Source organism: Paenibacillus lentus (assembly GCF_042714055.1).
GTDB lineage: Bacteria > Bacillota > Bacilli > Paenibacillales > Paenibacillaceae > Fontibacillus > Fontibacillus lentus_A.
The window spans coordinates 189,337-215,500 of sequence record NZ_JBHGVC010000001.1; the positions used below are offsets into that span (position 1 = coordinate 189,337).

18 protein-coding genes are annotated in these 26,164 nt (G+C 45.0%); 15 read left to right on the forward strand and 3 right to left on the reverse strand.

All coding sequences use genetic code 11. The annotated features are described in order from the left end of the window. The first annotated feature begins 92 nt into the window (after positions 1 to 92). Both murB and ACE3MQ_RS00800 read left to right on the forward strand, forming a co-directional pair. Complete coding sequence (murB, locus tag ACE3MQ_RS00795; protein ID WP_379389614.1) at positions 93 to 1,118, forward strand: UDP-N-acetylmuramate dehydrogenase; 1,026 nt, start codon at positions 93 to 95, stop codon at positions 1,116 to 1,118. 90 nt (positions 1,119 to 1,208) lie between these two features. Further along, entirely contained in the window at positions 1,209 to 1,706 is a 498-nt protein-coding gene (locus tag ACE3MQ_RS00800) for a GNAT family N-acetyltransferase (RefSeq protein ID WP_379389616.1), read from the forward strand. On the opposite strand, the gene ACE3MQ_RS00805 is transcribed toward ACE3MQ_RS00800, so the two are convergent. Together ACE3MQ_RS00805 and ACE3MQ_RS00810 are read right to left on the reverse strand one after the other, a co-directional pair. Then, on the reverse strand, positions 1,703 to 3,094 hold the full coding sequence (locus tag ACE3MQ_RS00805; protein ID WP_379390685.1) for an aldehyde dehydrogenase: 1,392 nt from the start codon (positions 3,092 to 3,094) through the stop codon (positions 1,703 to 1,705). The two genes, ACE3MQ_RS00800 and ACE3MQ_RS00805, sit on opposite strands and share 4 nt — an antisense overlap. Positions 3,095 to 3,115: 21 nt before the next feature. Next, a complete protein-coding gene (locus ACE3MQ_RS00810; protein ID WP_379389618.1) occupies positions 3,116 to 3,418 on the reverse strand; it encodes an ArsR/SmtB family transcription factor in 303 nt (100 codons plus the stop codon). A gap of 188 nt (positions 3,419 to 3,606) precedes the next feature. Between ACE3MQ_RS00810 and ACE3MQ_RS00815 the strand changes: the two genes are divergently transcribed. The 13 genes from ACE3MQ_RS00815 (at position 3,607) to ACE3MQ_RS00875 (ending at position 24,545) form a co-directional block, all read left to right on the forward strand. Continuing rightward, complete coding sequence (locus ACE3MQ_RS00815) at positions 3,607 to 5,136, forward strand: hypothetical protein (RefSeq protein WP_379389620.1); 1,530 nt, start codon at positions 3,607 to 3,609, stop codon at positions 5,134 to 5,136. A gap of 178 nt (positions 5,137 to 5,314) precedes the next feature. After that, a complete protein-coding gene (locus tag ACE3MQ_RS00820; protein WP_379389622.1) occupies positions 5,315 to 6,319 on the forward strand; it encodes an ROK family protein in 1,005 nt (334 codons plus the stop codon). A 158-nt stretch (positions 6,320 to 6,477) separates the two neighbouring features. Beyond that, complete coding sequence (locus ACE3MQ_RS00825) at positions 6,478 to 7,698, forward strand: MFS transporter (RefSeq protein ID WP_379389624.1); 1,221 nt, start codon at positions 6,478 to 6,480, stop codon at positions 7,696 to 7,698. A gap of 570 nt (positions 7,699 to 8,268) precedes the next feature. Beyond that, positions 8,269 to 8,823, forward strand: coding sequence for a hypothetical protein (locus ACE3MQ_RS00830; protein WP_379389626.1), 555 nt, complete (start codon positions 8,269 to 8,271; stop codon positions 8,821 to 8,823). Between the two features lie 19 nt (positions 8,824 to 8,842). Next, the gene (locus tag ACE3MQ_RS00835; protein ID WP_379389628.1) at positions 8,843 to 11,626 is read left to right on the forward strand and encodes a DUF6603 domain-containing protein; all 2,784 of its coding nucleotides are present in this window, start codon (positions 8,843 to 8,845) and stop codon (positions 11,624 to 11,626) included. 21 nt (positions 11,627 to 11,647) lie between these two features. Then, the gene (locus tag ACE3MQ_RS00840; protein ID WP_379389630.1) at positions 11,648 to 13,006 is read left to right on the forward strand and encodes a hypothetical protein; all 1,359 of its coding nucleotides are present in this window, start codon (positions 11,648 to 11,650) and stop codon (positions 13,004 to 13,006) included. After that, positions 12,990 to 13,853, forward strand: coding sequence for a hypothetical protein (locus tag ACE3MQ_RS00845; protein WP_379389632.1), 864 nt, complete (start codon positions 12,990 to 12,992; stop codon positions 13,851 to 13,853). The genes ACE3MQ_RS00840 and ACE3MQ_RS00845 overlap by 17 nt, the downstream gene beginning before the upstream one ends. Positions 13,854 to 13,889: 36 nt before the next feature. Then, on the forward strand, positions 13,890 to 15,515 hold the full coding sequence (locus ACE3MQ_RS00850; RefSeq protein WP_379389634.1) for a Hint domain-containing protein: 1,626 nt from the start codon (positions 13,890 to 13,892) through the stop codon (positions 15,513 to 15,515). Next, positions 15,505 to 17,409, forward strand: coding sequence for a DUF6765 family protein (locus tag ACE3MQ_RS00855; protein WP_379389636.1), 1,905 nt, complete (start codon positions 15,505 to 15,507; stop codon positions 17,407 to 17,409). Before ACE3MQ_RS00850 ends, ACE3MQ_RS00855 begins: the two co-directional genes overlap by 11 nt. A 15-nt stretch (positions 17,410 to 17,424) precedes the next feature. Further along, the gene (locus ACE3MQ_RS00860) at positions 17,425 to 20,973 is read left to right on the forward strand and encodes a hypothetical protein (RefSeq protein ID WP_379389638.1); all 3,549 of its coding nucleotides are present in this window, start codon (positions 17,425 to 17,427) and stop codon (positions 20,971 to 20,973) included. Continuing rightward, positions 20,951 to 22,276 (forward strand): hypothetical protein, encoded by a 1,326-nt coding sequence (locus tag ACE3MQ_RS00865; protein ID WP_379389640.1) that lies wholly within the window; start codon positions 20,951 to 20,953, stop codon positions 22,274 to 22,276. The genes ACE3MQ_RS00860 and ACE3MQ_RS00865 overlap by 23 nt, the downstream gene beginning before the upstream one ends. After that, on the forward strand, positions 22,264 to 23,553 hold the full coding sequence (locus tag ACE3MQ_RS00870; RefSeq protein WP_379389642.1) for a hypothetical protein: 1,290 nt from the start codon (positions 22,264 to 22,266) through the stop codon (positions 23,551 to 23,553). Before ACE3MQ_RS00865 ends, ACE3MQ_RS00870 begins: the two co-directional genes overlap by 13 nt. 176 nt (positions 23,554 to 23,729) lie before the next feature. Then, positions 23,730 to 24,545 (forward strand): undecaprenyl-diphosphate phosphatase, encoded by an 816-nt coding sequence (locus ACE3MQ_RS00875; RefSeq protein WP_379389644.1) that lies wholly within the window; start codon positions 23,730 to 23,732, stop codon positions 24,543 to 24,545. A gap of 116 nt (positions 24,546 to 24,661) precedes the next feature. Here the strand turns inward: ACE3MQ_RS00875 and ACE3MQ_RS00880 are convergent, their stop codons facing one another. Beyond that, the gene (locus tag ACE3MQ_RS00880) at positions 24,662 to 26,038 is read right to left on the reverse strand and encodes an MATE family efflux transporter (protein ID WP_379389646.1); all 1,377 of its coding nucleotides are present in this window, start codon (positions 26,036 to 26,038) and stop codon (positions 24,662 to 24,664) included. Positions 26,039 to 26,164: the final 126 nt, after the last annotated feature.

Below are 26,164 nucleotides of genomic sequence, written 5' to 3' on the forward strand. Positions count from 1 at the left end.
TTTTTTGACTTTTTAGGCATCAGCTTCATATGATAAGATAAATATAAAATGAATAATACAAATCAACCACAGAGATAGAAAGGTGAACACGATTGATTTCACATAAAGAGCCACGTCAAATCGAACAATTCATTAATAAGCAAGAAAAATTAGCGAACCATTGCTCGTATGGCATAGGTGGGAGAGCTGAGTATTTTGCAAGCCCACGTTCTATAACAGAGTTAGTTGAACTTCTACGATATTGTAGTCAACAGGGGTTAGAATATACTATTTTTGGAATTGGAAGCAATGTTTTATTTTCAGATCAACCGAGTGCAAACATTATGTATGTTTCTTTAAAGGAACTATTGCAATTCGATGTTAAAGACAACGAGTGGTTTGTGTCAGCTGGAATACCGATGTCGATGCTAGCTCTTGCAGGAGAGTTAATTCAAAGCGAAGATTTTCAATTCACGCATTTATTACCGGGCAGTTTTGGCGCTGGTATTTACATGAATGCCAAGTACTACCATGGGCAAATAGGAGATGTAATCTCCAGGGTTTATTATTTGGATATGGCTGAACCGAGCTTAGAGATCAAGTCTATACCCGTCGAAGAGTGCAAGTATGGCTATAAACAGTCTATATTCCAAGAAAAGCCCTGGATTGTGCTGGGCGCGGATATAACTGTAGAAGACTATCCATCGTTGAGTGAAACAGAGATAGAATCGATTCTGGAAAGATATATGCTAATGAAAGATAACAAATCGAATTTAATGCAATTTCATGCGTTTTTCTCTGGTGAGATGAAAAGACTTTCGCAGCCTGAAACACCGATTTTCATACAAGAGATCGAAGAATATCGCTCTAAAAATAAGCATTTTATAAATCATTCATGTGGATCCTATTTTAAAAATAATTATGATATCGGACAATCCATTGGCGCGTTGGTCGATCATCTGCAAATGAAAGGGACAACGTACGGTGGTGCAATGATTTCCCCTCACCATGGCAATATGTTGATTAATGTAAATGATGCCACGGCGGGAGATATTCTTCATTTGCAAAGGATCATTTCTGAAGCGATTTACAAGGAATATGGGTTCATTCCAGAACCTGAAGTTCAGATCATCAAATAGAGAAAGCGGCGATTTCTTTTAAATTAGAAAGTAGAAATTGAAATAGCAGTCATCGTTAATTCATGCATCTTGCAATTAGGGGGATTTTATTTGCAGCTGTCTATAGCGAAAATCGATACCGAGAAAGATATTGCGATTTTGGCCCATCTGGCATCGGAGATTTGGCACGAATATTTCGTCGCTATCATTTCCAATGAACAAATCGATTACATGGTTGAGAAATTTCAATCCATTCGGGCGTTGACGGATCAAATTACGAATCAGGGATATGAATATTATTTTATGAACATTGAGTACAGCCCTATTGGTTACCTGGGTATCAAGGAAGAAGATGGTAAGCTGTTTCTCAGCAAGTTTTATCTACAAAAAGAATATCGCGGCCAAGGCTATGGCAGCCGGGCGATGGAACTGCTGGTGGATATTTGCCGGAACCGGAATTTAGGCGCCATCTGGCTTACAGTCAACCGGCATAATGCTTCTACGATTGCGATGTATGAGAAAAAAGGGTTTAAAACCATCCGAACCCAAGTAGCCGATATCGGAAACGGTTTTGTTATGGACGACTACGTGATGGAGAAAGAAATTTAACGCAATATCTTTCTTATCCATTTCAGATTGTCGCCGTAAGGCGGAAACAAGATCTTCAAGTCAAACCTTGTACTCTTTTTCATGATGCTTTTCGTGTGGGAGAACAGGTCAAAGCTGTATTTTCCATGATAAGCGCCAATACCTGCGTTCCCAACTCCTCCAAACGGCAGATTGGGATTGGCCACATGTGTGATAGTGTCATTGATGCAGCCGCCTCCGAATGATACTCGGGTAAGAACTTCATTTTCGACACTTTTATCCTTCGTAAATAAATATAGGCCTAGCGGTTTGGGGCGGGAAATAATCGTCTGAATCGCATTCTCTAATTGTTGAAAGCCCATAATGGGTAAGATCGGGCCAAAGATTTCATCTTGCATCGCCGCATCCGACCAGGAAGTGGCATCAAGAAGGGTGGGCTCGATATAAAGGTCTTCCCGGAGTGTTTTTCCGCCGAACAGCACATTAGTTCGATCCTTTTCCAGAATTGCTGCTAATCGATCGAATTGCCGTTCATTCACGATGCGGCCATAATCGCTGCTCTGTCTTGCATCCGGCCCGTAAAAGGATGTGATAGCTGTTTTCATCTTTTCGATCAATTCCGCTTTAATATCCGAGTGCGCAAGTATATAGTCTGGGGCTATGCAGGTCTGGCCTGTGTTAATCATCTTTCCCCATATAATTCTTTTGGCTGCTGCATCAATATCCGCCGTCCGATCTACAATGACAGGGCTTTTGCCACCAAGCTCAAGCGTGACCGGTACAAGATTTTGGGCAGCGGCCTCCATGACGATTCTACCTACAGGTACGCTGCCGGTAAAAAAGATATAGTCAAAGGGCGCATTCACTAAAGCCGAGGTTGTTTCTCGTTCGCCTTCAATCACACGAATGTAACTGTCATCGAAGGTTTCCTGAATCAGCTGCTTGACGGCGGCAGCAACGGTAGGAGTATTCTCGGAAGGCTTTAAGATGGCGCAATTTCCTGCTGCGATCGCCCCAATGAGCGGCTCGATCAACAATTGGAACGGATAATTAAACGGTCCGACGATCAGGACGGTTCCATAGGGTTCCTTATACATATAGCTTTTAGAACCCACATGATACATGGGGGTTCTTACTTTTTGTGGCTTTGCCCATTGCCGTAAGTGTTTCATTGAATGACGGATACTGTTCAGTGTATATCCAATTTCCGTCGTATAAGCTTCAAACTCATTTTTGCGCAAGTCCTTGTACAAGGCAGACAGCAATTTTTGCTCATGGCGTCGGATCGCATCTGACAACTTCTTTAACTGTTCCAGGCGAAATGGAATGCTTCGCGTGTTACCGTTGTGAAAATATCGGCGATGCGCTTGCAGGATTTGATCGACCTGATTCGATGTTAAATTATCCATATTCATATGCTACCTCCTCACTTATAAGCAATCTCGTTCTAATGTGGCTAATAATTGCTTTAACAATTGTACGGATTCTTCCAGGGACAATGAATAATAACGCTGTGTTCCCTGTTGTTCGACCTGGAGCACGCCCGCATTTTTTAGCAGCTTGAGATGGTGGGAAATGGCCGGCCGCGACAATGTCATTCGTTCCGTAATCTCATTCACCGTCAAACTACCGCTTTCGGAAAGAAGGAGTAAGATGTCTTGACGGTGCGCGTCGCTTAAGGTTTGAAGAACAGGAAGGCTTTTCCGAAAGATGTTCAGAGCTTCTTTTCCCATATCATGTGTGACCTCACTTAATATGATTAAATGTTTAAACTTTTAAACGGATAGCTATATTTGCATGTTACAACATCACTCAGCGGTAAGCAAGTACAGTTACAGTCGCGTCCTAGATATTACAAATTTCCTTTTTTTAACCGATATTAGATGAGTTCAGTTAAAGCATGGGGAGGAAGAGAGAAATTATGAAATCTATGAGGATTAAGACGTGGTTTGCCGTCATGGCAATGCTAATATTGCTAACGGCTTGTACGTCGATTAAAAAAGAGATGTCGGGGGAGACAACAGCAAACATACCCGAATTCATGCTTTTTGACAAGCCAACCAAAACCGTATTGAGCGAAGACGAAACGGTGCAAATTTCTGTTCCTGGAGATTGGATAACGAGAGAAGTCTCACCGAACGGGAATAACCGCCTTGTCACACATAATGATGAAGCTTCTATTGTTTTAAACATTATTCAGGAGCTTCATGCAGATGCAAACGAGAATATGGATTTAGAAAAATGGACAGAGGAATTCAATGCGGAAATAGGACAAATCACTATCATAGATGAGCGCCTGCTGGAGATCGATGGAGTACCGGCTAGAGAGAGATTTATCAAATATGTACAAAACAATTCGCAATATTTTTGGATGCAGACATTTCTAGATAAAGATGGTGCATTCTATCTGATCTCAATTTCCATCTCTGAATTGTCGTATTCCTCAAATAAAGAGGATTTGCAGAAGATGACTGGAACATTTAAAGTGCTTAAGCCAGCAGAGAAGGAAGTATTTGACTCCACCAACAGTCAAACGATGGTTAATGATGATCAGTCATTGCAAATTACAGTACCCTTAAATTGGAGAGAGGCCAGAACTGATATTAACCAAATCGGTGAATTCATCTTAAAAAATGATCGGAAAGCGGAATTGCTGCTTATGCGGGAGTTCGCCTCAGGAAAAACGGAGGAGACACCTCTTCAAGAAATTGTAGATGGAAGATTTGATTATTATAAACAATTTCAACAAGGAGAAGTAATTGGCTGGAGGCAGCTTCTAATTGATGGACAGCCCGCTTATCAACTGGAAGGAAGATGTGAGTATAAAGGAGAAACGCAAGGTTTACTAATTACCGCGCTGCTTAAAGATAATGCCTATTATGTAATGATGATTTCTAGTCCTGTTGAGGATTTTCTAATATATGAAAGAGAGTATAAACGTATTATAGAGTCCTTCCAAGTGTTAAAAAAGGTTGAAGAGCAAAATAAGTCTCTTGGAATGGAAAATGAACAGCCTAAAGTATTTGATAATAAACTGGCTGCAATGAAGATCGAGCTTACAGAAGAATGGAAGAAAATAAACATAGATCAAGATGCTCAGTTACAGGCAATACATCCAGGAGACAATACGTGGTTCTATGCTTATGGTGAGGAAGCTTCCGAAGACGACGCCCTGACTGTAGAGGATCTATATGAATTTTATATTAATGATTCTGGATTAGAAAATCCCACATGGACAAAGGCTGAGTCCATAAAGATCCAAGAATATGATGCTATCTACTTTAAAGGTACCGGAACGAGCAATGGCACGAAAGCCACTGTTATTGTAGCCATTACCCTTTCTTCGCGCCAATATACCCTACTTATGTTTGCAGGAAAGCAGGACGTAATGGAGGCTAATGAAGCGTGGTTTAAGAAAGCATTAACCACATATTCCGAACGGTTGTACTAGAAAAGATATCTGTACACAAATACGACCTCGTGACGGAACAGGATACTCGGAATACTTGAGTTTTTATAGTATGCTTTTTAAGAAGCAAAGGATGAAAACCAAGCGACATTCATGTAGAATCAAGTTATATTTATAACTGATATCAAGAGTTCAATGTATGAATAAAGGGGGGGGGCGTATGAGAAAGGCAAACGCAAATTTGATGAAAGAAATCAATTTGAACCATGTACGCCATGTCATGAAACGTATTGAGACAGCATCCAAACCCCAACTGGCCTCAATTACCAAGCTGAGCGTAGTTACGATAAACTCCCTGGTCAAGGAGTTGCATGATCTGGGGGAGCTTCTTGAAGATGATACCGTTCCATCGAACGGAGGGAGACCTGCCCAAACCTATCGTTACAACTATGATTTCAGCCTTGGGCTCGTTCTTTATTTGAAAGAGCAGCAGGGTCAGGAGCTGGTGTCAGCGACGGTTGTGAATTTGGAAGATCGCATCGTGTCAAAAGAAGAATATATTATGCCTGCATTTGATCGGCAGAGGTTTTATGAGATTATTGGGCATTTCCTCACATTGTATCCTTCCATCAAGGCAATTGGCATAGGCATCCCTGGGCAGGCAGTCAATGGTGAGATTACGGTAAGCAGTCATCAGGAGTTGAGAGGTTCTCGTATAATTGAAGGAATTGAATCGGAGTTTGGGCTGCCTGTTATAGTCGAGAATGATGTTAATGCAGCGATCAGCGGGTATTGTATGAGGCAGAATATCGATTTGGAGCAGTGTGTGCTCGGCATCTATTTCCCCATGAGATATCCGCCAGGCATGGGAATTTATTTGGATGGAAAGATGGTCAAAGGAAAAAATGGCATGTCGGGAGAAATCAAATTTCTTCCACACGGTCCAGATTGGCAGCGTGAGATGAGTAAGTCAGCATTTGTGGATGCCGTCTGCCAGATCATTCAAACCGTTAATGCCGTTCTTGCTCCAGACAAAATCGTGATCTATCAGGACAGAGTGGAAGCAGATGTCTGGAATACAGCTTGGGAATCTTATCAGCTTCAGCAGCCTATGCCGTCATATCCTGCTGTGGTTTTGCAGCAGACATTTCAACAGGATTTCGAGGCTGGCATGCGCTGGCTAACACTCAAATCTTTGGAGCCGAGCCTGGCTCAATTCAGTTAACGACAACCCCTCGAATTAGATTTCAGGGGTTGTTTTCGTTACGTATCTTGACAAAGAAAAATGCCTGATGCATATTAAATAAAGATACTTTATAAAGCTCTTTTTATAAGTTGTAGAACTGTAATTAAACTTCATTCTCAATGGGAGAAGGTGTACTCTTGGCAACCTGGTTTTTGATTATTATTTATCTGGCATTTATAAGCCTCGGGCTTCCGGATTCTTTGCTTGGATCGGCTTGGCCGGTGATATGGCCTGACATTGGATCTTCATTCGGATCTGCAGGAATCGTGTTCATGATTATAGCAGGGGGAACCATCGTATCGAGCTTGGCAAGCGGCAGCATGATTCAACGATGGGGTACAGGAACCATCACCTTGTTCAGTTGTTTCCTGACTGCAGGAGCGCTGCTTGGTTTCTCTATGGCACCCTCCATGCTCTGGTTTGCCATTCTGGCCATTCCGCTAGGTCTGGGCGCAGGTGCCGTTGATGCGGCCTTGAATCATTATGTAGCTGAAAACTATAAGGCTCATCACATGAATTGGTTACACTGCTTCTGGGGTGTAGGAGCAACGATGGGACCCATCATTATGTCCGCCTATATTGCAGGCCAAAACTCCTGGAGGGGAGGTTATGCTGCGGTTGCCATCATTCAGTTTATACTCGTTATTGTATTGCTTGTTACGCTACCCTTATGGAAGCGGGTCGCTACAGCTCGAAAACTTGAGCCTCCGCAGAACGATGAGCCAGTCGAACGGGATAAACTGCAATCGGAGACGCTTGCCAAAGTCGGCATTCTGCGTATTAAAGGCGTCAAACCAACCCTTATCGCCTTTTTATTCTATTGCGGGGTGGAGGCCACGGTAGGGTTGTGGGGAGCCAGTTACTTGGTTGGGGCAAGAAATATTACAGCAGAGACGGCTGCGGGATGGATTTCTTTATACTATGGCGGTATAACGGTGGGCAGGCTGATTACCGGCTTTATTACGCTGAAAGTAAGCAATCGCGTGCTGATCCGTTATGGTCAGCTGATTAGTATTGTCGGCGGGATCATTCTCCTGCTTCCGCTACCGGTTTCTTTTTCTCTATTAGGGTTCATTCTGATCGGACTCGGCCTTGCGCCTATCTATCCTGGACTGCTCCATGAAACGCCGTCCCGGTTTGGGAGAGAGAATTCAGCAAAACTGATGGGCTACCAGATGGCTGTCGCCTATACAGGAACCACATTGCTTCCTCCAACTTTTGGACTCATCGCCACGCAAACGAGCATAACCTTATTACCGCTTGTTGTGCTTGCTTTTCTTATTTTCATGTTACTGAGTGTGGAGAAAGTAAACCTTATTTTAAACAAACAAGCGAAAGTGAATTTTTTAGAAGAGTAGAAGTAATCAATGATCCGGGCGCCGGGAAATCAGCGCTTAACCCAGGCCCGGTTCAAATCCATTTCCCAAATGCATTCATCCGTATCATGCCTGCTGTTGTCGATCAATGTCCGGTCTTTCATGACCACCCTCACCGTATAGGATCTTTTTCCTCCTGTTTCCAATAGTACAATCCATTACACGGAATGACGCACCGCTGCTTGTCCAGTATTTGCGATAAGTCGGATTCTGATGCACATTTCTGAGATCCGAGTTGATCGCATCTCTTCCCCAGGCTTGCATAATCGAGTTAATTAAATTTTTAACCTCTATTTACCACTAAATCACAATAGAGTATGATAATCTCTGTACATACTAATACTCTCTATTTGCATTCTGCTTATCGTGTTAGATTCATAACGTTTCGGTCTATCGCGATGTAGAAATATCTCACCGTCTTTTTCATCTACCAGTTCACCAACTGTCTGAATCATGCTAGGATGGTTGGCTTTCTTTCTATAGCGATTCAGCATCGCAGCTTTCATATACATCGGTTCGAATGATATCAATTGTTGGGAGAGGATGAATAAGATGAGTCAAAGTCAAGTTGTAGGAAATTTCGGGGCGGCTCCAGGCATCAATATTCAAGCTTTTATTGATTTGACGTTGTTGAATTGTAACCTGAAAGGCGTATATCAGTATCAGGTGATCGAGGGCAAATCTGAGGAAAAGGAAAAGGAAACGAAAACGAAAATTCTCGTTATGCCAACGGATGCGGAGCCTCAAAGCATGACTCTATTAGAGCTAATTGACGAGATTAACAGCATTATCAAATCCTTTGGCGGCGGCGATCCAGTCTCCGAAGATAGCATGAAGGGCACGCTTGAATCTATGGGGCTGAAAAGCATTGCGGAAATTAGCGTACAAATCAGACAGCTCTTTATTTATGTTGATAAGTCCAGTATTGAGGGACGAACCAAGCCTTGTGAGTATGCATTCAACTTTGTTATTTTGAATCCGGTAAAACCGGATCAGAGTTTAAAGCTCTTTCATATTAAATCACTGGGGCTCGCTGTGTATAACACGGATCGCAAAAAAATCATTGAGCGCATGCAACTTGAAAATATTGACGAGCTCTTAGCTTGATCCAGGGAGACGTCATGCGATGAAAGCATACGATGCTGAATCCGCCAAATCGTTAACCGTCGTGCTGCATAGTGAGTTTTACATCAAGGACGCTCTGTTTCAAATTGTTTTTCTTAAGGATGGGAAAGGAACTACCGTTTCAGGAGAGTGGATCAATCGGGATTTTGCTTTTGAAATGAACGATGTGGCTGCGTACTTTGATATTGTATTTCCGGATTGTTTGAAATTTGAGTTGTTTATCGAGAACGTAGGACTTAAGTATGCATCGTCAAGCAGTCAATTGGACTTCGAAGCTGTCATTCGTCATTTTGGCAAATTACAGTTGGACACCTCGAAGAGTCCGAACAAACAAGAGCGAAGTTATAAGTTGGCACTCGATTTTGACCGAAATTTGGAGTTCTCCAGCCTTCCGATTATCGGCCAGTTTTGTGATCCAGGGGATGGATTTATCTTCAAAGGCATTGATCTGCGATATACGCCGGAGGTTCAATTTATTTTTTCTTTTCTTTCGCAGCTGGTCATTAAACAGCATGCTGTAGATGTAAATGTGGATTATATCAAATCTTTGAAGCCAAAACCAAAATACAAGCGCTCGAAGCCCCCGGCTCTTACGGCTTTGTCTCAAGCTCCGAAAAATACGATTTACTGGCTTGATATCAATAAAGGCTTCAGCGTGTTGTATTTTTCCAAAATAGGAGTCAGTTTGGTAGAGTCGGAGATCACGTTTTACCTGGATGCTAGCTTTACGATTGCGTTGTTAAGAATGGATTTCTATGAGCTTTACGTCTCGACTTCTTTGAAGAAACTGACAGATATCGGCTTTGGGTTAGGCGGCTTGATGGTGACATTGGAGAAGCCGGGCTTTAGCTTGATAGGCGGATTGTATAAATCCCGCGAAGAAGAGCTATACAACGGGATTCTCGGCTTAAAGATCAGCCAGTATAGCTTTCAGGCCGTGGGATCATACGGTGAGATGCCCGGCAGCGGTGAAAAGACGTTTTTTGCCTACCTGATGCTGGGTTTGCCGCTGGGTGGACCGCCTTTCTTTTTCGTCAATGGCTTGGCGCTTGGTTTCGGGGTGAATCGCTCTTTAAAATTGCCGGACTTAAATGGGGTCAGAACCTTCCCGCTGGTGGCGGCGGCCATGGGGGACGACTCGGGGCTTAAGCCCAATACCCCGCCTAAGCAGGCTTTAGGAGCGCTGAGTAAGTCGATTGTCCCAGATTCCGGTCAGTATTTCATTTCTGCCGGCATACGATTTCTGACGTACGGCGTGCTGGAAAGCTTTGCATTGCTCAATATTGAGATGGGGAACCGGCTCGTGATTTCATTGCTTGGACTATCCAATGCATCCATCCCGCCTAAAGTGAGTGGTGCCAGTCCCATCATACGGGCTGAATTGGCCCTGAAGGTGGCTTTTGATCCTGGTCAGGGAGAATTTATAATGATGGCCGCGTTGACTGACCGCTCGTTTTTATTTGACCCCGCTTGTAAGCTCACGGGTGGATTTGCGATCGGATTCTGGTTCAAGGGAACGTATAGCGGCGATTTCATTGTGACCTTGGGCGGATGTCATCATCCGGCTTTTCATAACATCCACTATCCTTCCATACCGCCTCTGGGTGTGACCTGGATTGTAAATAAAAACATTTCGATCAAAGGCGAATGCTATTTTGCCCTGACTCCTTCCTGTATGATGGCGGGGGCCAGTTTAAAGCTTCTCTTTGAAATGGGCAGGCTTAAAGCCTGGTTCTTCGCTGCCGCGGATTTTATTTTAAAATGGAAGCCCTTTTTTTATCAAGCAAGGGTTCATATCAGTATCGGTGCATCTTATCGCATCAGCATTTTTGGCATCGGCAAAACATTCAAGATTGAATTAGGAGCTGGCTTGTCGCTTTGGGGCCCCGAATTTTCCGGCAAAGTCAGAGTGAACTGGTATATTATCTCCTTCACGATTGGTTTTGGAGCTAATAGCCCGAATGAGCCGAAACCGATTGAATGGGGTGAATTTGCGGATAGTTTTATCCCTGGTGCATTTGAAGACCGTAACGCCAAGTATGCTCCCGCGCTTTCTATGCCGACAAATGAAGCCAGGCTCAGCAGTGTGACGATTACCGATGGACTTCTAGCGCAATATCAGGCCGCCGATGGCAGAGAAGCTTATGTGGTGGACGGATTCAGGGCCCGCTTTTTGATGGAGCAGAAGACGCCTTGTACCGATCTGTTTTTTAATGGTCAGAAACTTCTGAGCGGACAAGCTGGATTCGGCATCGCGCCTATGGGACTAAGCGATGTTCGGATGGAGCAGCATGTAACCATCAGCAGCTTGAGTGATGAGCCATCTTTATCCGGCTTGCATGCAGTACCTGAAATAAAGAATGTACCGTCTGCACTTTGGGGGAAGAGCGGCGCAGACCCAAATTCGCCAATGCTCAAAGATGTGCCCATGGGCATGTCTGTCACCGTAAAAGATTCAGTTTCTCTCGTACATATCCTTCCTGAGGAAGGTGCCTATGATGAAGCGGTTCTGAGTGCGGGAGAACCAATCACCAGAGATATCATTTATCGCGTCCCTGTTTTTGAACCGGCTAAGGTTTATCCTACAGATCCCGAAACCGTGATGAAAGTCGTACAAACCACGATTGGCAGCAATCCGAATCGGGATAAGCTCCTGAGTGATACTGCTGCTGCATTTGGAACATGGAATCAAGCGAAGATGCGGTCACTGGCGAATGATCCGCAAGCGGTACTATTTGCTGTTCCTGAACTTCGTACAACAGGCAGCAGGGAAGCTAATCCATAAAACATGGAAAGGAGAGTGGTTATGGGGGAATCGATCCGTTTCTCGCAAAGATGTGAACCGCCTTTGAAGGCCGGGATCTATCAAATCAAGGTTGAAGCTGTGACGAATATCAACTGCCGGCTTGCGAGTGAAATGATTGACTTTACGGTCGCAACGGAAAGGTTCCGTTTACCGCCGGATCAGATTTATTCGGTGTATCCGCCGAGAGAGGCTGTCGGCGACTATACAAATTGCCTGCCTCATATCGTGCTGAATCGAAGGACTTTGCCTTGGGAGAAAATGCTGCTGAACAGCCATTCGAATATGGCTTGGCTGGCTTTGCTCGTATTTGACGAGACGGAAGGCATCCAGATGGTTGAGAGTACCTGCCAAGAAGCGCTTAAACCCGAAACCGGAATATTTGTGCCTTCACTGGTCATGGAGGCTTATGAGAAACCGGATGATCCTTGTACTTACGTACATATTCCTGTAGATTTATTGGCCGAAATTCTCCCTTACGCTGAGGCATTATCTCTGTTAGCGCATGGAAAGGGAGTAAGTCTGGATCATAAAGTGACCGATGCCTCTGTCAGGGATGACTGGTTTGCGACCGTCGTAGCGAACAGGTTTTGTCTGGAGCCAGAGGATGATCGGCAGGCCATACGCCATACGGCCCTTCTGGTATCCTTGGAAGGATACGAAGCTTGTCTTGAAGATGAGCAAGGCCGGCAAGCAGCTTTGGCTCATTGTCATACGGCCAGAATGATGGTGCTGGCGAATTGGAGCTTCTCTATGGCAAGAGCTGCTTTTGATTTTGGCTCTACGGTAGCTTCGCTCGACGCAGCTATGTTGTCAACCCCCTACGAGGGAAGCAACGAACAAATTCAGCAATTATGCGGCCAAGGATACTTTCCGATGAACCATCATGTTAGGGACGGCAGCCAGACCGTTTCGTGGTACCAATCGCCTCTGATTCCTTATGATGAATCGAAAAGGGAAACCAGGTGCTCACGTTTTGCGGATCAGCTGCTGGCGTATGATCCGGATATGGGCATGATGGATATTCGCTATTCCAGCGCTTGGCAGATCGGCAAGTCGATGGCCTTGGCGGATCAATCTTACGGACAAAAGTTATACGCGTGGCGTCAGAGCAATGAAATGCTGGCCCGGACTTCGGTCTATCACGGACTGTTAGGCAGGTACCTATCTTCCCAGTCTGCCAACAGAAGTATTGGAGATTATCAGGACGATGAATCCATTGGACATCCGTTTGTGCAAGCTGCCCGGAATTTCGATGAGAAAGGTACTCAATATAGCGGAAAACAAACCGTTTTACAGCAGCTGAACGATCGTTATAAATCGCTTTTGAGTGAGGTGATTGCTGATGCAAGCGAGGACTGATTGGGAAAATTTCGCCCCTGTGCTTCGCAGGCATGTTCATCGCGTGTTCGGCGAGCTTGCTGCACTCGCAGATGATCGGCCAGTAAGTCCAGACCATCCCGAGGATGAGCTGATTGCCTGGCTAAGTGAGCTGTGTTTATTGAGTAATGTGCCTTTTCACTATTTGATCGCTTCGGAAAGTATGCTGCCGAGCAATGCCATTCGCTTATTTTACGTCAATCCAAACTGGCAGCAGGCGCTTGTAGATGGAGCATGCAGCTTGGGGAGAAATGCTTCCATGGATTTATCCCATGATCAAGCAATGATCGATGCGGTATTTGCGCAGATCGGCAAAGGAATGAAAGCCGTTCGGCCCATTCTGCAGAAGAAGCTGGTTGCAGCTGAGGAGCTTCAGGAAGGCGTGCACATCATGGGAGGGTTTATTCTGCGGTCCCCTTTGGTACGTGGCTGGCGAGGGCTGGAATTTCAGGCCTTCTCATCCGAAGGCACACCTTTGCGGGCTTTGCGAATCGAGCAAGTATCCGATGAGGTGCTGATCGGCTTGTTTGACGGAGTCCCCTATACACTGGAAATTGCGCAGCCGCCGGAGGGGTTCTATTTTGGGTTCAACCATATCAACGGGCGATTTTATAAACGATTAAGATGTTTTGAAAGCGGAGAACTGCTTGCTGAAAAATATACGGCTGAGGTTGCCGTTCACAATGAAAAGCTGCGTACCATTGATGTATGCCAAACGGCAAAACATATGAAAGATTTCTTGAATAAGGAGATTACTTCTGCCGAGTTTGCCCTACAGATGATTAAAACTCCATATATAGGCAGAGTGACTAGAACAGACGCTGACTAATAAATCGCGAGTTTCATATAGAAAGGAGAATGTAGCGTGTATCATTTTTTACCGGATTTCCATAACAAGGTGCTGGGGCAGATTGATCCCGAGACAGGCATGCTGGAGCTTGATTTTGCCGATGATGATCACTACCGCTTTTTTCTGAGTCAAGTGGGCGGCTTGGAAAGTTTTAATCAGAAATATCCTCATCTTGCGTCTACGCTTCAGGAACTTAGGACAAAGCCTCTACAGCGATCAGTGAATGTGTCAAAGGATGGTTATCGTGAAGGACCCGAAGATAAAATAGCCATCGAGAACATGATATTTCATGCTCGTCAAACCCTCCAAACGGATCCGTCTCTAGCTGCTTCCATAGAAGGAACAACGATGGCCGAAATTATGGCGGACTATATTGAAGTAAAGGACCAAATTGTCGTTGTTTCCCAGCTCTATGACGTGACCAATCAAATGCTGCTGCATACTACAGCGGAAGACGTTGTCAATTCCTCAAAGTACAAAGGCAAAATCCAAGCCGATTATCCTCAATATTTCCAAGATACCCCTCGGGAATTTATGATTCAGAGCACGTTCTATTGTTCGAATAAAGCCAAAAATGAATCTGAGCTTGCCCAGTTGAAAGGATACGTTACAAAATCCGTAGGATTTACGTTGGGTGGCAACACGGACATGATCAAATCTTTTACACTAAATGCCCCTGTCATTAAAGAATCTCATCGCAAAGACCCTAATCATACGAAAGTCAAAATATCCTATAGACGTGCAGGGGCCATCCCCGATTACGATTATACCAATGATGATCAACCGTTCCAGGATGGAGACAATAGGAGAATTCTTGTCCGCGTTCCTTTTTCCGTTACCGTTGAGGCTGCGGATCGATGGTGGATTACCGGCTTTGATGAAACATACGGCTACCGGATGTGGTTGAAAAATATGGTTAATGGGACGATCAATCATTATTGCAATTCCGATGCTATTATTCAGCGTAAAGATGCCTTTGATGACCAAAATCGCTGTACTAAAATGACTTTCATATTTCCGGAATCGTGGAACAATATACTCGATTTCAGGAAAATCGAGAACAGAGTCTATACGGACGTGGATTTCTATTCCAGCTTCGGCGTGGCTATGTCTTGTAAGGGCATTCCTCCTATCACCGTAGGTGTTTCCGTGAAAAGTGACGGCAAGGACTACGACAAGCTCAACATTCAATGCGCTCAAATCTTTATTCAATGGGGATGCCTTGCCCGAGATACTGAAATCTTGATGGCAGACGGAACACTGAAGCGCGCAGATCAGATTCAGATCGGTGAGCGGGTGCGAAGTGCTGAAGGAGACAGCGTTCAAGTCAAAAAGGTACTGACGGGACATGAAGCTGAACTCTATAAAATTTCTACTTCCGAACGCAGTGTGCGGATGACGCCAGATCATATCGTCTGTACTGAAGAGGGGCTTCTGCCTGCGATTGATGTACAGGTTGGCATGCGGTTACGAACCGTATCAGGTTTAGAAGAGGTGATTGCAGTAGAGTGGTCGGATTATGAGGATAAAGTGTATAACTTTGAGTTTGAGCAAGAAACGATTCTGATCGGCAACGGCTTGCTCCTTGGCGATTCCATGCTGCAAAACCGTGTAAAGGAGCTGGTTGCATATGAAGCTTAATTTTCATTATTTCACGGTGAAAACCATCGCCTCCAGATCGGGATACAGTGAGCAGGAAGCCCAACTGATCGCAGCAACCTGCCAGTTTATTAATGACAATCACCAGGAAGCGGCATTGTATTTGCCGAAAGATCAAATCTCTGAAGCCATCAAAGACCGCGGCCTTTGTGAACCATCCAAGGGGGCAAATATGTGCAAGATTCCCTTGCTTTTGTCTGCACTTGAAGATGAGAACGATCGGGATGCATTAACAAGCCGCAAAAACCAGGAAGAGATTCTGATTCCTTTTTATTACTTTTCTGATACTGTCGCGGCTGATGGAAGCAAGTATCGGGTTGCTCCTATTCAAACACTCCGAAGCAGCAATACTTTTAGACTATTATTCGAGCGAGCAGAAGAGCAGTATCGCTCAAATTTGGAAGCACCTGACGCACTTTATGCATTGAGACGCCTTGGGGTATTGCTGCATATTGCCTCAGACAGCTTTGCTTATGTTCCGTTCAACGGTTATACGAGCGATGTGAATCGTTGGGCCATAGTGGAAGTGAAAGATACGAGAACCTTCAACAATATTACGGAGCAATACGACCCGCAAAAATATGCATCCTATCCGAATGTGGGCAAATTCAGAACGAGCGGGGTCAGCGACGACTATAACGTGCAGTTCATTCTGTCTAGAGGCATACCTCCGGTCAGCTACACCCGGATCAATAATGATTGCTTTGCCAATGCAGCTAAGGCCGTGTATGGGTTCTTGAGCTATTTTCGCGGGGAAGAACCTTCAGATCAGGACTGGAGAAATAATCTTTTGCCTACGCTGACTAAGGGTTGGAATACCGATGCCCATAACTATGAAGACTTGAAGCGGCATTGGAGCAGCCAGACTGGCTTGAAATATGATTATGATGAAGATGCGGTGCGGCAGTCTATCGTGGATTTTAATCCACATTTAAAACCGGACCAGCAGGGCTATTTTGATTTCTTGCTGATGCTTCAAGATGTCAGAGATGCAGTGATGGGAAAATCAAAGGAGGCGTGCGATACGTTGAATGCCGAGGAGTGGAGTACAGATGCGATAACTTGTGATACCTCTGATCCACATTTTTGCGGAGATCGCTATGAGCTTATCATTTCCGCCTCTTTGCCGACCAAGCTGCCATCGCTGGGTATGCTGGTCAGCATTTTTGATGCAGATACTCAGGAGCAAATTGCTTCATCCACTTACACCTACAAAAATACACAGACGATCCATGAAAAGCTTTCGCTGAACATTCCAGAACAAAATCAGAACTTGATTGCCCTGATGGATTTGGTTTGGCAAGATGAAAAGGGCAAGTCGAGGAAAGAGACATTCGAGAAGGAATATTCAATCAACGGGAGTGCAGCAATCATTCTGAGCCAGGAGCTATTGGAACCGCATAGTAAAAACAAAAGGCCGATAATACAAATTGTGAATGGCTCAGAAAGTGGAAGCGCTGATTATAACTACCCGTTAAACGCCATGTATATTTCGCAAGAAGGAAATGCCCATCTAGATTTGTATGCTCCTATCGATCTGCAGTTGAAACTGGCGGATGGGTTCAAAATGCTGGATTATGCTGATCTTAGCATCTCGATGAAACATCTGCCCTCAGGACAAGTATTTAAATACTGCAACAACTCCAAGTTTGTAAGCCTGGAAACGGATCAGGCAACAGGGGTTATTCATCTCAAAGCGACCCCGGAGTGGAAGAATAAACTTTCTGCGAAAGACTTCAGCGCCAGTATTGCCAAGATGAAGCTCGAAATCCGCGTCACGTTGGAGGTCAGCTCTGAGGATGAGGAAGGCTATCGGAGTATCGTTGTGGATACCGGGAAAGACGAGACCTTCGTTGAGTTTATGTGGAACTTGTAAAGAGGTGAAAAGTCCATGACAATAACCGGACCGGATACGAATATACTGTGTGTTCCGATAAAGATCCAAGCGATGATGGTTGGAGCAAGTCCCGTACCGACTGTCTTTGCCAATATACCTGACGACTTTTCCCGGATCGTTATCAACCCATTGGGCGATGAAGTGCCTTCCGGCATTATGAGTGAAAAAACACAGGAAAAGCCAGGTGTTCATCTGCATTGGATTCTGCCTGAAGGCTTGAGGCAGGGCTCCCAAGACAGTGAGAACCAGGAGCCTGAATATCCAAAAGTGCCAGAGAGGTGGATCATCTCTCGTTTATGGTCATCTGACGAACAAGCGGATGTTTTATTATGCAGGCATTGGGTTGTGGAAAGTGATGCACTGGAAAAGGCAAGCGCTCCTGAATACGGAAATGAAGGAAGTTTGACGTTCCCGAAGCTCGATGATCCAGCAAGGCCTTATCGGATATTGGGTCGGTCTTATCCCTTTGAAGCGAACATGGCCGAGCCTGCTGAGAGGCTGGACACGCTTACCGCTCTTGGGCCGGGAAATCCCGCATTTTCTGCCATGTATCCGTATCATCGTAATGTATTTGGCTTTTATGATGAATTGACCGATCAGATGGGCAGGCGCCTCGAAAATATTAGTATCAGCTATGTGGTGCGAGGTTTTTACAAGGATGGACTGACTCTCGTAGAATCTGCAGATATATGCCGGGACCGGTACGGCTGGCAGTCCCCGGATGGCTTGATGTATCCTGCTTCCCTGGCTTTGCATGGCATTGTAACGGGTTTGCATTGGAGCAATGACAGAATCGATTATAACGGTTCAGTCATCCGCAATCTTCCTATGCCCAAGCTGGCTGTGGGCAATACGTCTGCAGAAGCGCTCTCGGCTTTGCATGGTATGAAAGAGGAGTCGAACGAGCGTTTGATGCGTGTGCTATTGAATGATCAAAGTCATAAATTGCTGAACTTGAACGGGATCTATCAGGCAGACTATGCAGAACATGACAGGCGTTTTCAAATGGCTGCTGCTCAAAATACGTACAAACTTCAGAGCAAGATCAATGACAAGGATTACAAAGACTTGCCGGATTTATCACCAGTCGATCAAGTTTTATTCCGTAATTTGCAGCAGGGGGTCCATGAACTGTATCAGCAGCTATTTGGTGCTGATGCCAAGCGGTCGGCGATTTATGATCTTTGGTGCAAGTACATGATTAAGGCTCATATCAGAGATCCCTTTGAAAGCGGAGAAGCGAAAAAATGGATGGCCGTGTATCAGCAGAAAATAGCGGAAGAAATTCAGGCGCTGGATCAATCCGAAAGCGAAATTGCAGAGATTCAGGAACGTCTTCAGATCCTGGAGCAACAATTAACCCTTTCCATTCAAGAGTTCTATGATTTGCAGCAGACTGCGGGAGACCGATACTATGAGCCGAATCCGCCTGTTCTGCTTCTGTCAGGTGCCAATCGAGGATCGCTCTTCGACTCGAATCTGGTAAACGGAGAGGGACATCCATTAAAATGCCGGCTTCTGAAAGAAACGGTACAGGCTCTGCAGTTTGATTTTACATTGAGAGGAAGCGCCTATTCCGCAGTGATCCGCACAAATCAACTATTGCCTGAAACGGAAGTGAAGGGAAGCTATCCGGAATTACTGCTTGAGGGTGCACTGTTTAGCATGCATAGTGCTGAGCTGATTACAACATTGATCGGACAGCAGCTAGGGTTATTGCCTTTTTCAAAAGAGGAACGGATTCAGATGACCGAGTATATTCGTCAAGTGCAGCGCGACATGGAGAATGGACTGGTGGAGAAAGGAGCAGAGTTTCCGGAACGTTTATTTATAAATCTTTGGAAACCGCCTTGGAATCCTGTATTGCTATGCTGGCGCGGTCTGTATTATCCCGACAGAGAGCTTGCCCAAAGCCATCCGAAACTGAGTAGCTGGACATTTCAAGGGACGGATTATGTATTTAACGGCCCTATGCCCGTTACCAAAGATTCTGTAGCGATGAAGGGGAAAATTTTTATAACGCCTCATATCGCGGAACAGCTGCAAGCGATGGTCGTCAAGCAGCTTGGAGCTGAGCTTGCTCAGACATTTGGGGCGCTGGATCAATCGGATTACTTGTCGCAGGCGTTAGATGGATTTAATGAAACATTTTTGATGAGTCAGCTAGCGCTGCGCTTTCCTGTCCTGGTGCTTCACAAGGGAAGCATCGATTTAGCAGCTCTAGTCAGCAATGCTTTGAAGGACTTTGCCATTGAAAAGCCGTTGTTCAACGAGTTTTTTTCACCTTTAAGGGGAGGATTCTTTAAATTCGACCAGCTTAGATTGATTGATACCTTTGGCCAATTTCAAGATATTGTCTGTAACGAATATGCGATTGCAGAAGATTTGAGGATGTCGAAGGCGCCGATGGGACAGTACATTATGCTGCCTCCTCGTTTCATGCAGCCTACCCGGCTTGGATTCAACTGGATCAAGGCAAGAAGCCCCGAGTTTTGCGATTTTAACCTTCCGGACTCTCCGATCTGCGGCTGGATGATCCCGAATCATACAGACCAGAGCCTATTGATCTATGACGAAGAGGGTGTGATGCTTGGAAGTCTGATTGCAACGGCGTTTGATGGGGATCGTGTTCAGTGGAGAAATGCGCCAGGTATGCCGTCTACGAATGACCAGCCATTTTTTGCAGCCGGCTCGGAAGAGCTTCCAGCTACGATGAATGCGGATATGAAAGCCTTGTTGAGTGAGATATTACGTCGCAGTCAGGAGCGTCACGAGGATGTGCTTACACCATTTCTTCAGTTGATTGACTCTGCGTTGTGGGATATTCAACAGCCTGAATCAGCAAGTGCCAGCGGATTAAGCCTGTTTGTGGGGAAACCGCTTGTATTGGCCAAAGCCAACGTCAAGCTGGTGCAAGCCGGGCCGCCTGAAGGCTATAAATTGCTTGAAGGCAATACGAAGAAGCCTGTACCTATACCAGATACATCCATTAAGCAGTTTGAGATGCCTTTATGGATTGGGGAACAGCATCATACAGGGGACGGGGTCATTGGTTTTTTCATTCAAGATGGCCAATCTGACTATAAGCAGTTCAACAGCGCCTTTGCCGAACCTGATGCAGCGACCGATTATTTGAAACAAAACCGCCGGGTTGAAGTTCCAGCAGATGATCAGGTCGAAGGAACAACCATCTCCCTAATTATGGATCCGCTCGCAAGTATACATCTGATCAGCGGAATGCTGCCCGTTTCGGAACAGCGCATCCCGCTGGATCGCATTGAAGCTGCTCTGGATAAGCTTTATTTGACCTTGTATGCAGGGCCATTGCTGGTAGGAGAAGAAAGCTATGTTATGCCGCTGACCAAGCTGCCTAATCGGGATTGGGAGTTCATCACGCCTGGCGAGGCGGAGGAATGGATCGAAGCCGAAAATCTTCATCCATCCAACGGAAATGCTTTTCTGGCCAAACCTCCTTTCCGGGCGGTGGAAGGATGGCTGAAGTTAAAAGTAGGGGGGCCGCATGGAACAGAAACTACAAAATGAGCAGGGGCTGCTTAATCATTGCCGATACTTGCTGGACGTTGACGACAATCATATCGCGGTGAACGATCATGCGATTCTGGATCTTGATAATCGCGTGAAAAATGTATTAACCTTTCAACTCCTTAATCCGGATCGGGTACATCAAATGGTATTTAATAACCCCCAGAAGCTCACCGCCGAAGCCATTCTCAAAAAACTTCAAAACCGCGAACCGGTGGAGGATACGTCGTATATTCGTTTTTTCTTTCCTTTTGGAACAGAGGCAGGGGATTTCATCGATGCGGAGCGAGGGAAGCTGATCACTTTCGAAACGGAGTCCAGTGATTGGTCTGTCGCAGAGGGCGTTGTAGAAGAGAGGCATATTAGCTTTGTCATTAGCTGCTATAATCAAAAAATCATTGAAACCTTGTTTAGCGTTTATTTCAGAGGCAAGAACATCCAGTCTTATGCACCGGTTGGGTTAACTTATGTGTATGCTGAGATTAAAAATGTGGTGGGCATTGACGATATCATTAAGGTGTTTCCCATCCAGAAAAAGCCGGCCGTTCCTCAGATTCATCGTTTTTTCAGCGAACAAACGACGACTGGCGGGAGTGGGAAGCCGCGCTTGCAATGGCAGATCAGCGGGGCAAAAGACGGGCAGATTACACCCGGCGGGATTAACATTTTTACTTTGCCGGCTCCCGGTGTGGAAGTTGATCTGAATCGGAGTATGGAATACCGTCTGTCGCTAAAAGGAAACGCTGCGGAGACTGCCGCCATTGTGAATTTGTATGTGCAGCCTCCGGACATCTTGCAGCTGGATTATGATCCGGCTGCGAGGCAGGTGATATGGCGAACACAGTATAGTGAGGCTTTACAGCTTGCGGTGGGCGCAGCTTATATGTCTGTAAAAGAGCGTGGTACGATGGAAATTCAAATGCCTTCCAAGCCTCAGGTCGTCCTGCGCGCACAGGGGCGCATTTACACGGAGTATGCCGCACTTCATCTACAGGGACTCACTTTGGATAAGCCGCAAATATTTAGAAGCCATGCTCGTGTCTATCCTCATTATATCCATACCAAGTGGACATGGAGAACCCAGGACACGAAGGAAGTTGTTTTCCAGTTTACGGAAGACGGATCTAACTGGCATAATGCTGCAACAGTCAGCTCAGGGGAGTTTGAATATTTATCGGAAAGGCCTGATAAACCGAAAAATCCAGAAAAGCTGCTTGGTGCAAAATTAATTTGTACCAAAAGTGATGGAAGTGCCTATCCCGTTCTGCTGCTCGAGGGGGAGGTCATGTCATGGACCGTTTGATCCAAGCTAATGCCCTGGGGGAGAAAAAGATTCTGCTCAGCGAGCACAAACAGGGGAAGGATTTATTGTTTCCAAACTCGCTGGATGTTGAAGTAGTCAATGTCAGTTGTGTGGAGACCGCTTCCTTTATCAATCATTTGCCCGAGGGGGCGCCGATTCCGGATATTGGAGCAGAGCAAGATCAAATTTCAGTCATCTATGTTTATTTTCCAATTGGCCGCGGAGAGGCTTATCTGACCACGAAGGAATGGGCGGAGAAAATGATCTGCTATGCTCCGTATAACTGGGGTGTGGAGCAAGCTTATGATCCTGATCGTTATGGTGTGTATTTCAAGTTATACCCCCTTAATGACTATGACCTGGTTCCAAGAGACAAGATGTATTTTAGCGTCGGTAATCTGGTCTCTTTTGGCGAAATGGAGAAAATGGTCTACGTGGCGGTTCGCTTTACTAACATTCCGATGAGCGGCGGGGCAACATGGCCATCTCGGACTGACGGGTCAGAAGAGGATTTGGGAGGGACTGATTTTCTTGCTTATTTTAAGAAGAGACCGCCTCTTAAGATTTTGGACTTCGAGTGCAGCCGAACTAAAGTTGCTGTCGGCGATACGGTAAAACTGGAATGGGCTGTAGCTGGGGATGCCGTAAAGTGCGTACTCACACCGGGAGACATTACGGTTGATCGTGTGGGGAGTCGTGAGGTAGAGATTTTCACAGATACCACGTTTCGATTGTATGCTCTTGGCGCAAATGAGCAAATTTCCCGTACTGCAACGGTCTATGTGGAGCGTCCCGTTATTACCAGGTTTACATCCAATTGTCCGGATCATGCAACGCTGTTTGGTCATCCGGTTATCCTGTCCTATGAAGTAAAAGATGCATATGGGATTTACTTGAATCAAGGTATTGGGCGAGTATCAGGTGGCTCGATATCCGTTGTGCCTGGGGATGCATCTACAGAATACATTCTTAGTTGTATGGGACCGGATTGTCTTGTACAGGAGCGCATGACGATCACGGTTACGGATTTTTTGAAAGTACAGCTGCTGTCATATAGCCGAAGCCGTCAGCCGGATGGCAGTTACAAGTACTATTTGAAGTGGGATGTAGCGAACTGTATAACCATTCATCTAACTACCTCGGACGAGCAGGTTCGGAGCGTGGGACAGGCCAGCGGGGATATTCAATTCTTAGATACGTCAGCTGCAGCTCTTACGGTCACCTTGTACTGTACAGGTACGTCAGGGCAGGTCATTAACCACGTCTATACAGTCTAGCAGCATACCCATTCTATTAGTCAATCGATATGTTCTAACACATGGCAGGTGACGAAATTGTCACTTGCCATATGATTTTGTTATATTAATAGAACGATTTAATTATTAATTTTATGTAAAATAGAAAGAGTGAGTACTAAAAGCAAGATACATACTGTAATAGACATGGAGGATTTATGGGAGAGACAGACATTTTATTTATTTTAAAAATGATCGTGATTGGGCTTGTTCAAGGCTTTACAGAACCCATTCCTGTATCGTCTAGTGGACATGTGATGATTGCGAGTGAGATTTTAGGGCTGGGTGAACAGGGGTTCACGTTTGCGATTCTAACGAACACCGCTTCATTACTCGCCGTATTATGGATTTATCGCGAGGATATCATACGCCTAATCAAAAATTCAATCCGCTATCTGCTAACCAAGGATACACGCTACAAAAGCGATTTCCGGTTTGTGCTGTATATCATCATCGGTACGATTCCAGCAGGTATCCTTGGGGTCGTCCTAAAGGATTTTATTGCAGACAGTGTAAGTATGACGACGATTGCAATCATGTTATTTGTTACAGGTATCGCCTTATTTTTAATCCGTAATATGAAAGGCACTAAAAACGAGGCGGATATGACGCTGAAGGATGCCATTTTAGTTGGCTTAGGACAGGCTGTCGCACTTGCACCTGGCATTAGCCGCTCCGGGGCTACAATTATTTCTGCCATTGCCTCCGGCATCAAACAGGATACAGCGCTGCGTTTCGCATTTATGCTCTATATTCCTGTTAGCCTTGGCGGTGTTGTGCTCGGGTTTTCTGATTTTATGAATGAACCTAATAAAGGCGAACTGGCCATTCCATACATAGCGGCCTTTATTGCGACACTGTTCATGACCTATTTCGCCATGAAATGGTTTATGGGAATTATGAAGAGAGGCAAGCTCATTTACTTCACGTATTATTGCTTTTTAGTTGGCACTTTGCTGCTTATTTTCTTTTAGGCTAAATTAGGCTAAACCCAGTCCAGTAAGCGGACTGGGTTTTTTATGCATAGATTCGTACCGACAGCCGTCCCGTCCCGAGCAAATCGAAGCTTCTTAAGAGTAGACGATGAAATTTAAGGACGCCGTACCGCTCTATCGGGATCTAGAAGCCGTTTTATGGTTAATCCAAATAAACCGCAGCAAGTTAAAGCCGCTAAGACATCTGCAATCGGTTCGGCAATAATAACGGCATCCGTTTTGGGCTCGATGAATACTGGAAGTATGTATACCAACGGAATAAGTAAAATTATTTTGCGCAAGATGGCAATAAAAATAGAAACTTTAGCTTGTCCCAAGGCAATAAAAATTTGCTGAAATGCTAACTGAAGGCCGTAAATGCACGTACCGAGAAAGAATATTTTCATAAGCTTGGCCGTTAGTGTGATCAACTCGGGATTATTCGTAAAGACTATAGTAGGAAGCTGGGGCAGAAAAATAGCGATACTCCACATAGCTAACCCAAAAACAGCACAAAAAATGCTGCAATAGATTATAGTAGATTTAACCCGTTTAAAATCACCGGATCCAAAATTAAATCCTATAATCGGCTGTGCCCCTTGTGCAAAACTTTGCAAAAGCAGGGTGAAAATTTGCATGAGACTGCTCATAATTCCCATTGCAGCGACATACAGGTCTCCGCCATATTTAGCAAGGGAAGTGTTGAATACAATTTGAATAAGACTCTCCGTCGATTGCATTATAAACGGGGAAAGTCCCAATGTAAGTACACTTATAACAATTTTAGGGTTGATGCGCATGTATTTGATTCGCAGACGTAGATGGGTTCGTTTCGAAGTGAGAAACCACAACACCCATATCGCTGAGATGGTCTGTGATATTACTGTAGCCAGTGCCGCGCCTTTGACGCCCATATTCATCCCGAAAATAAAAACGGGGTCAAGAATCGTATTCACGGCTGCCCCTGCACATATTGTGATCATTGCCGTTTTTGCAAATCCCTGTGCCGCAATAAATTGATTTAAGCCTAAGGATAGGAGCACCATGACCGTGCCCAATAAATATATTCCCATATAATCGTCTGCAAACGGCAAAGTATCCGGACTTGCCCCGAATAAAGTTAATAACTGAGTTTTAAAGATGAGAATAGATAGGGTCAGCACGACTGAAACGATCAGAAGCATAACAAAACAATTGCCCATCATTTCTTCTGCTTTTTTGGGATTCCCTTCCCCCATATGAATTGAAGCGAGAGGCGCTCCGCCAAATCCAATAAGCGCAGCAAAAGCTGAAATCACCATGATCATCGGAAATCCTACGCCGATGCCAGATAAGGCAAGCGTCCCTGTTTCCGGCATCCTTCCAATAAACATTCGGTCAACTACATTGTATAGTGCATTAATGACCTGCCCAACGACGGCAGGAGCAGCAAGCGAGAGAATTAGCTTTGGAATTCTTTCATTAGCAAATCGGTAATTCATGTTAGTGTTCATCACAATCTTCCTTGTCATTTTATTTGTACCCTAGTCTTTAGAGCACGGTAAATATTAATAATCTGTCGCACAATAAGACTAAGGTGATGATAACACAGGGGAGTGTGGTTTGAAACATGCATTTTA

Coding starts and splice junctions, on each gene's coding strand:
- ACE3MQ_RS00805 (WP_379390685.1), bottom strand. CDS start 3,094: ATGGATAATTTAACATCGAATCAGGTCGATCAAATCCTGCAAGCGCAT.
- ACE3MQ_RS00810 (WP_379389618.1), bottom strand. CDS start 3,418: ATGGGAAAAGAAGCTCTGAACATCTTTCGGAAAAGCCTTCCTGTTCTT.
- ACE3MQ_RS00815 (WP_379389620.1), top strand. CDS start 3,607: ATGAAATCTATGAGGATTAAGACGTGGTTTGCCGTCATGGCAATGCTA.
- ACE3MQ_RS00820 (WP_379389622.1), top strand. CDS start 5,315: ATGAGAAAGGCAAACGCAAATTTGATGAAAGAAATCAATTTGAACCAT.
- ACE3MQ_RS00830 (WP_379389626.1), top strand. CDS start 8,269: ATGAGTCAAAGTCAAGTTGTAGGAAATTTCGGGGCGGCTCCAGGCATC.
- ACE3MQ_RS00835 (WP_379389628.1), top strand. CDS start 8,843: ATGAAAGCATACGATGCTGAATCCGCCAAATCGTTAACCGTCGTGCTG.
- ACE3MQ_RS00840 (WP_379389630.1), top strand. CDS start 11,648: ATGGGGGAATCGATCCGTTTCTCGCAAAGATGTGAACCGCCTTTGAAG.
- ACE3MQ_RS00845 (WP_379389632.1), top strand. CDS start 12,990: ATGCAAGCGAGGACTGATTGGGAAAATTTCGCCCCTGTGCTTCGCAGG.
- ACE3MQ_RS00855 (WP_379389636.1), top strand. CDS start 15,505: ATGAAGCTTAATTTTCATTATTTCACGGTGAAAACCATCGCCTCCAGA.
- ACE3MQ_RS00860 (WP_379389638.1), top strand. CDS start 17,425: ATGACAATAACCGGACCGGATACGAATATACTGTGTGTTCCGATAAAG.
- ACE3MQ_RS00865 (WP_379389640.1), top strand. CDS start 20,951: ATGGAACAGAAACTACAAAATGAGCAGGGGCTGCTTAATCATTGCCGA.
- ACE3MQ_RS00870 (WP_379389642.1), top strand. CDS start 22,264: ATGGACCGTTTGATCCAAGCTAATGCCCTGGGGGAGAAAAAGATTCTG.
- ACE3MQ_RS00875 (WP_379389644.1), top strand. CDS start 23,730: ATGGGAGAGACAGACATTTTATTTATTTTAAAAATGATCGTGATTGGG.
- ACE3MQ_RS00880 (WP_379389646.1), bottom strand. CDS start 26,038: ATGAACACTAACATGAATTACCGATTTGCTAATGAAAGAATTCCAAAG.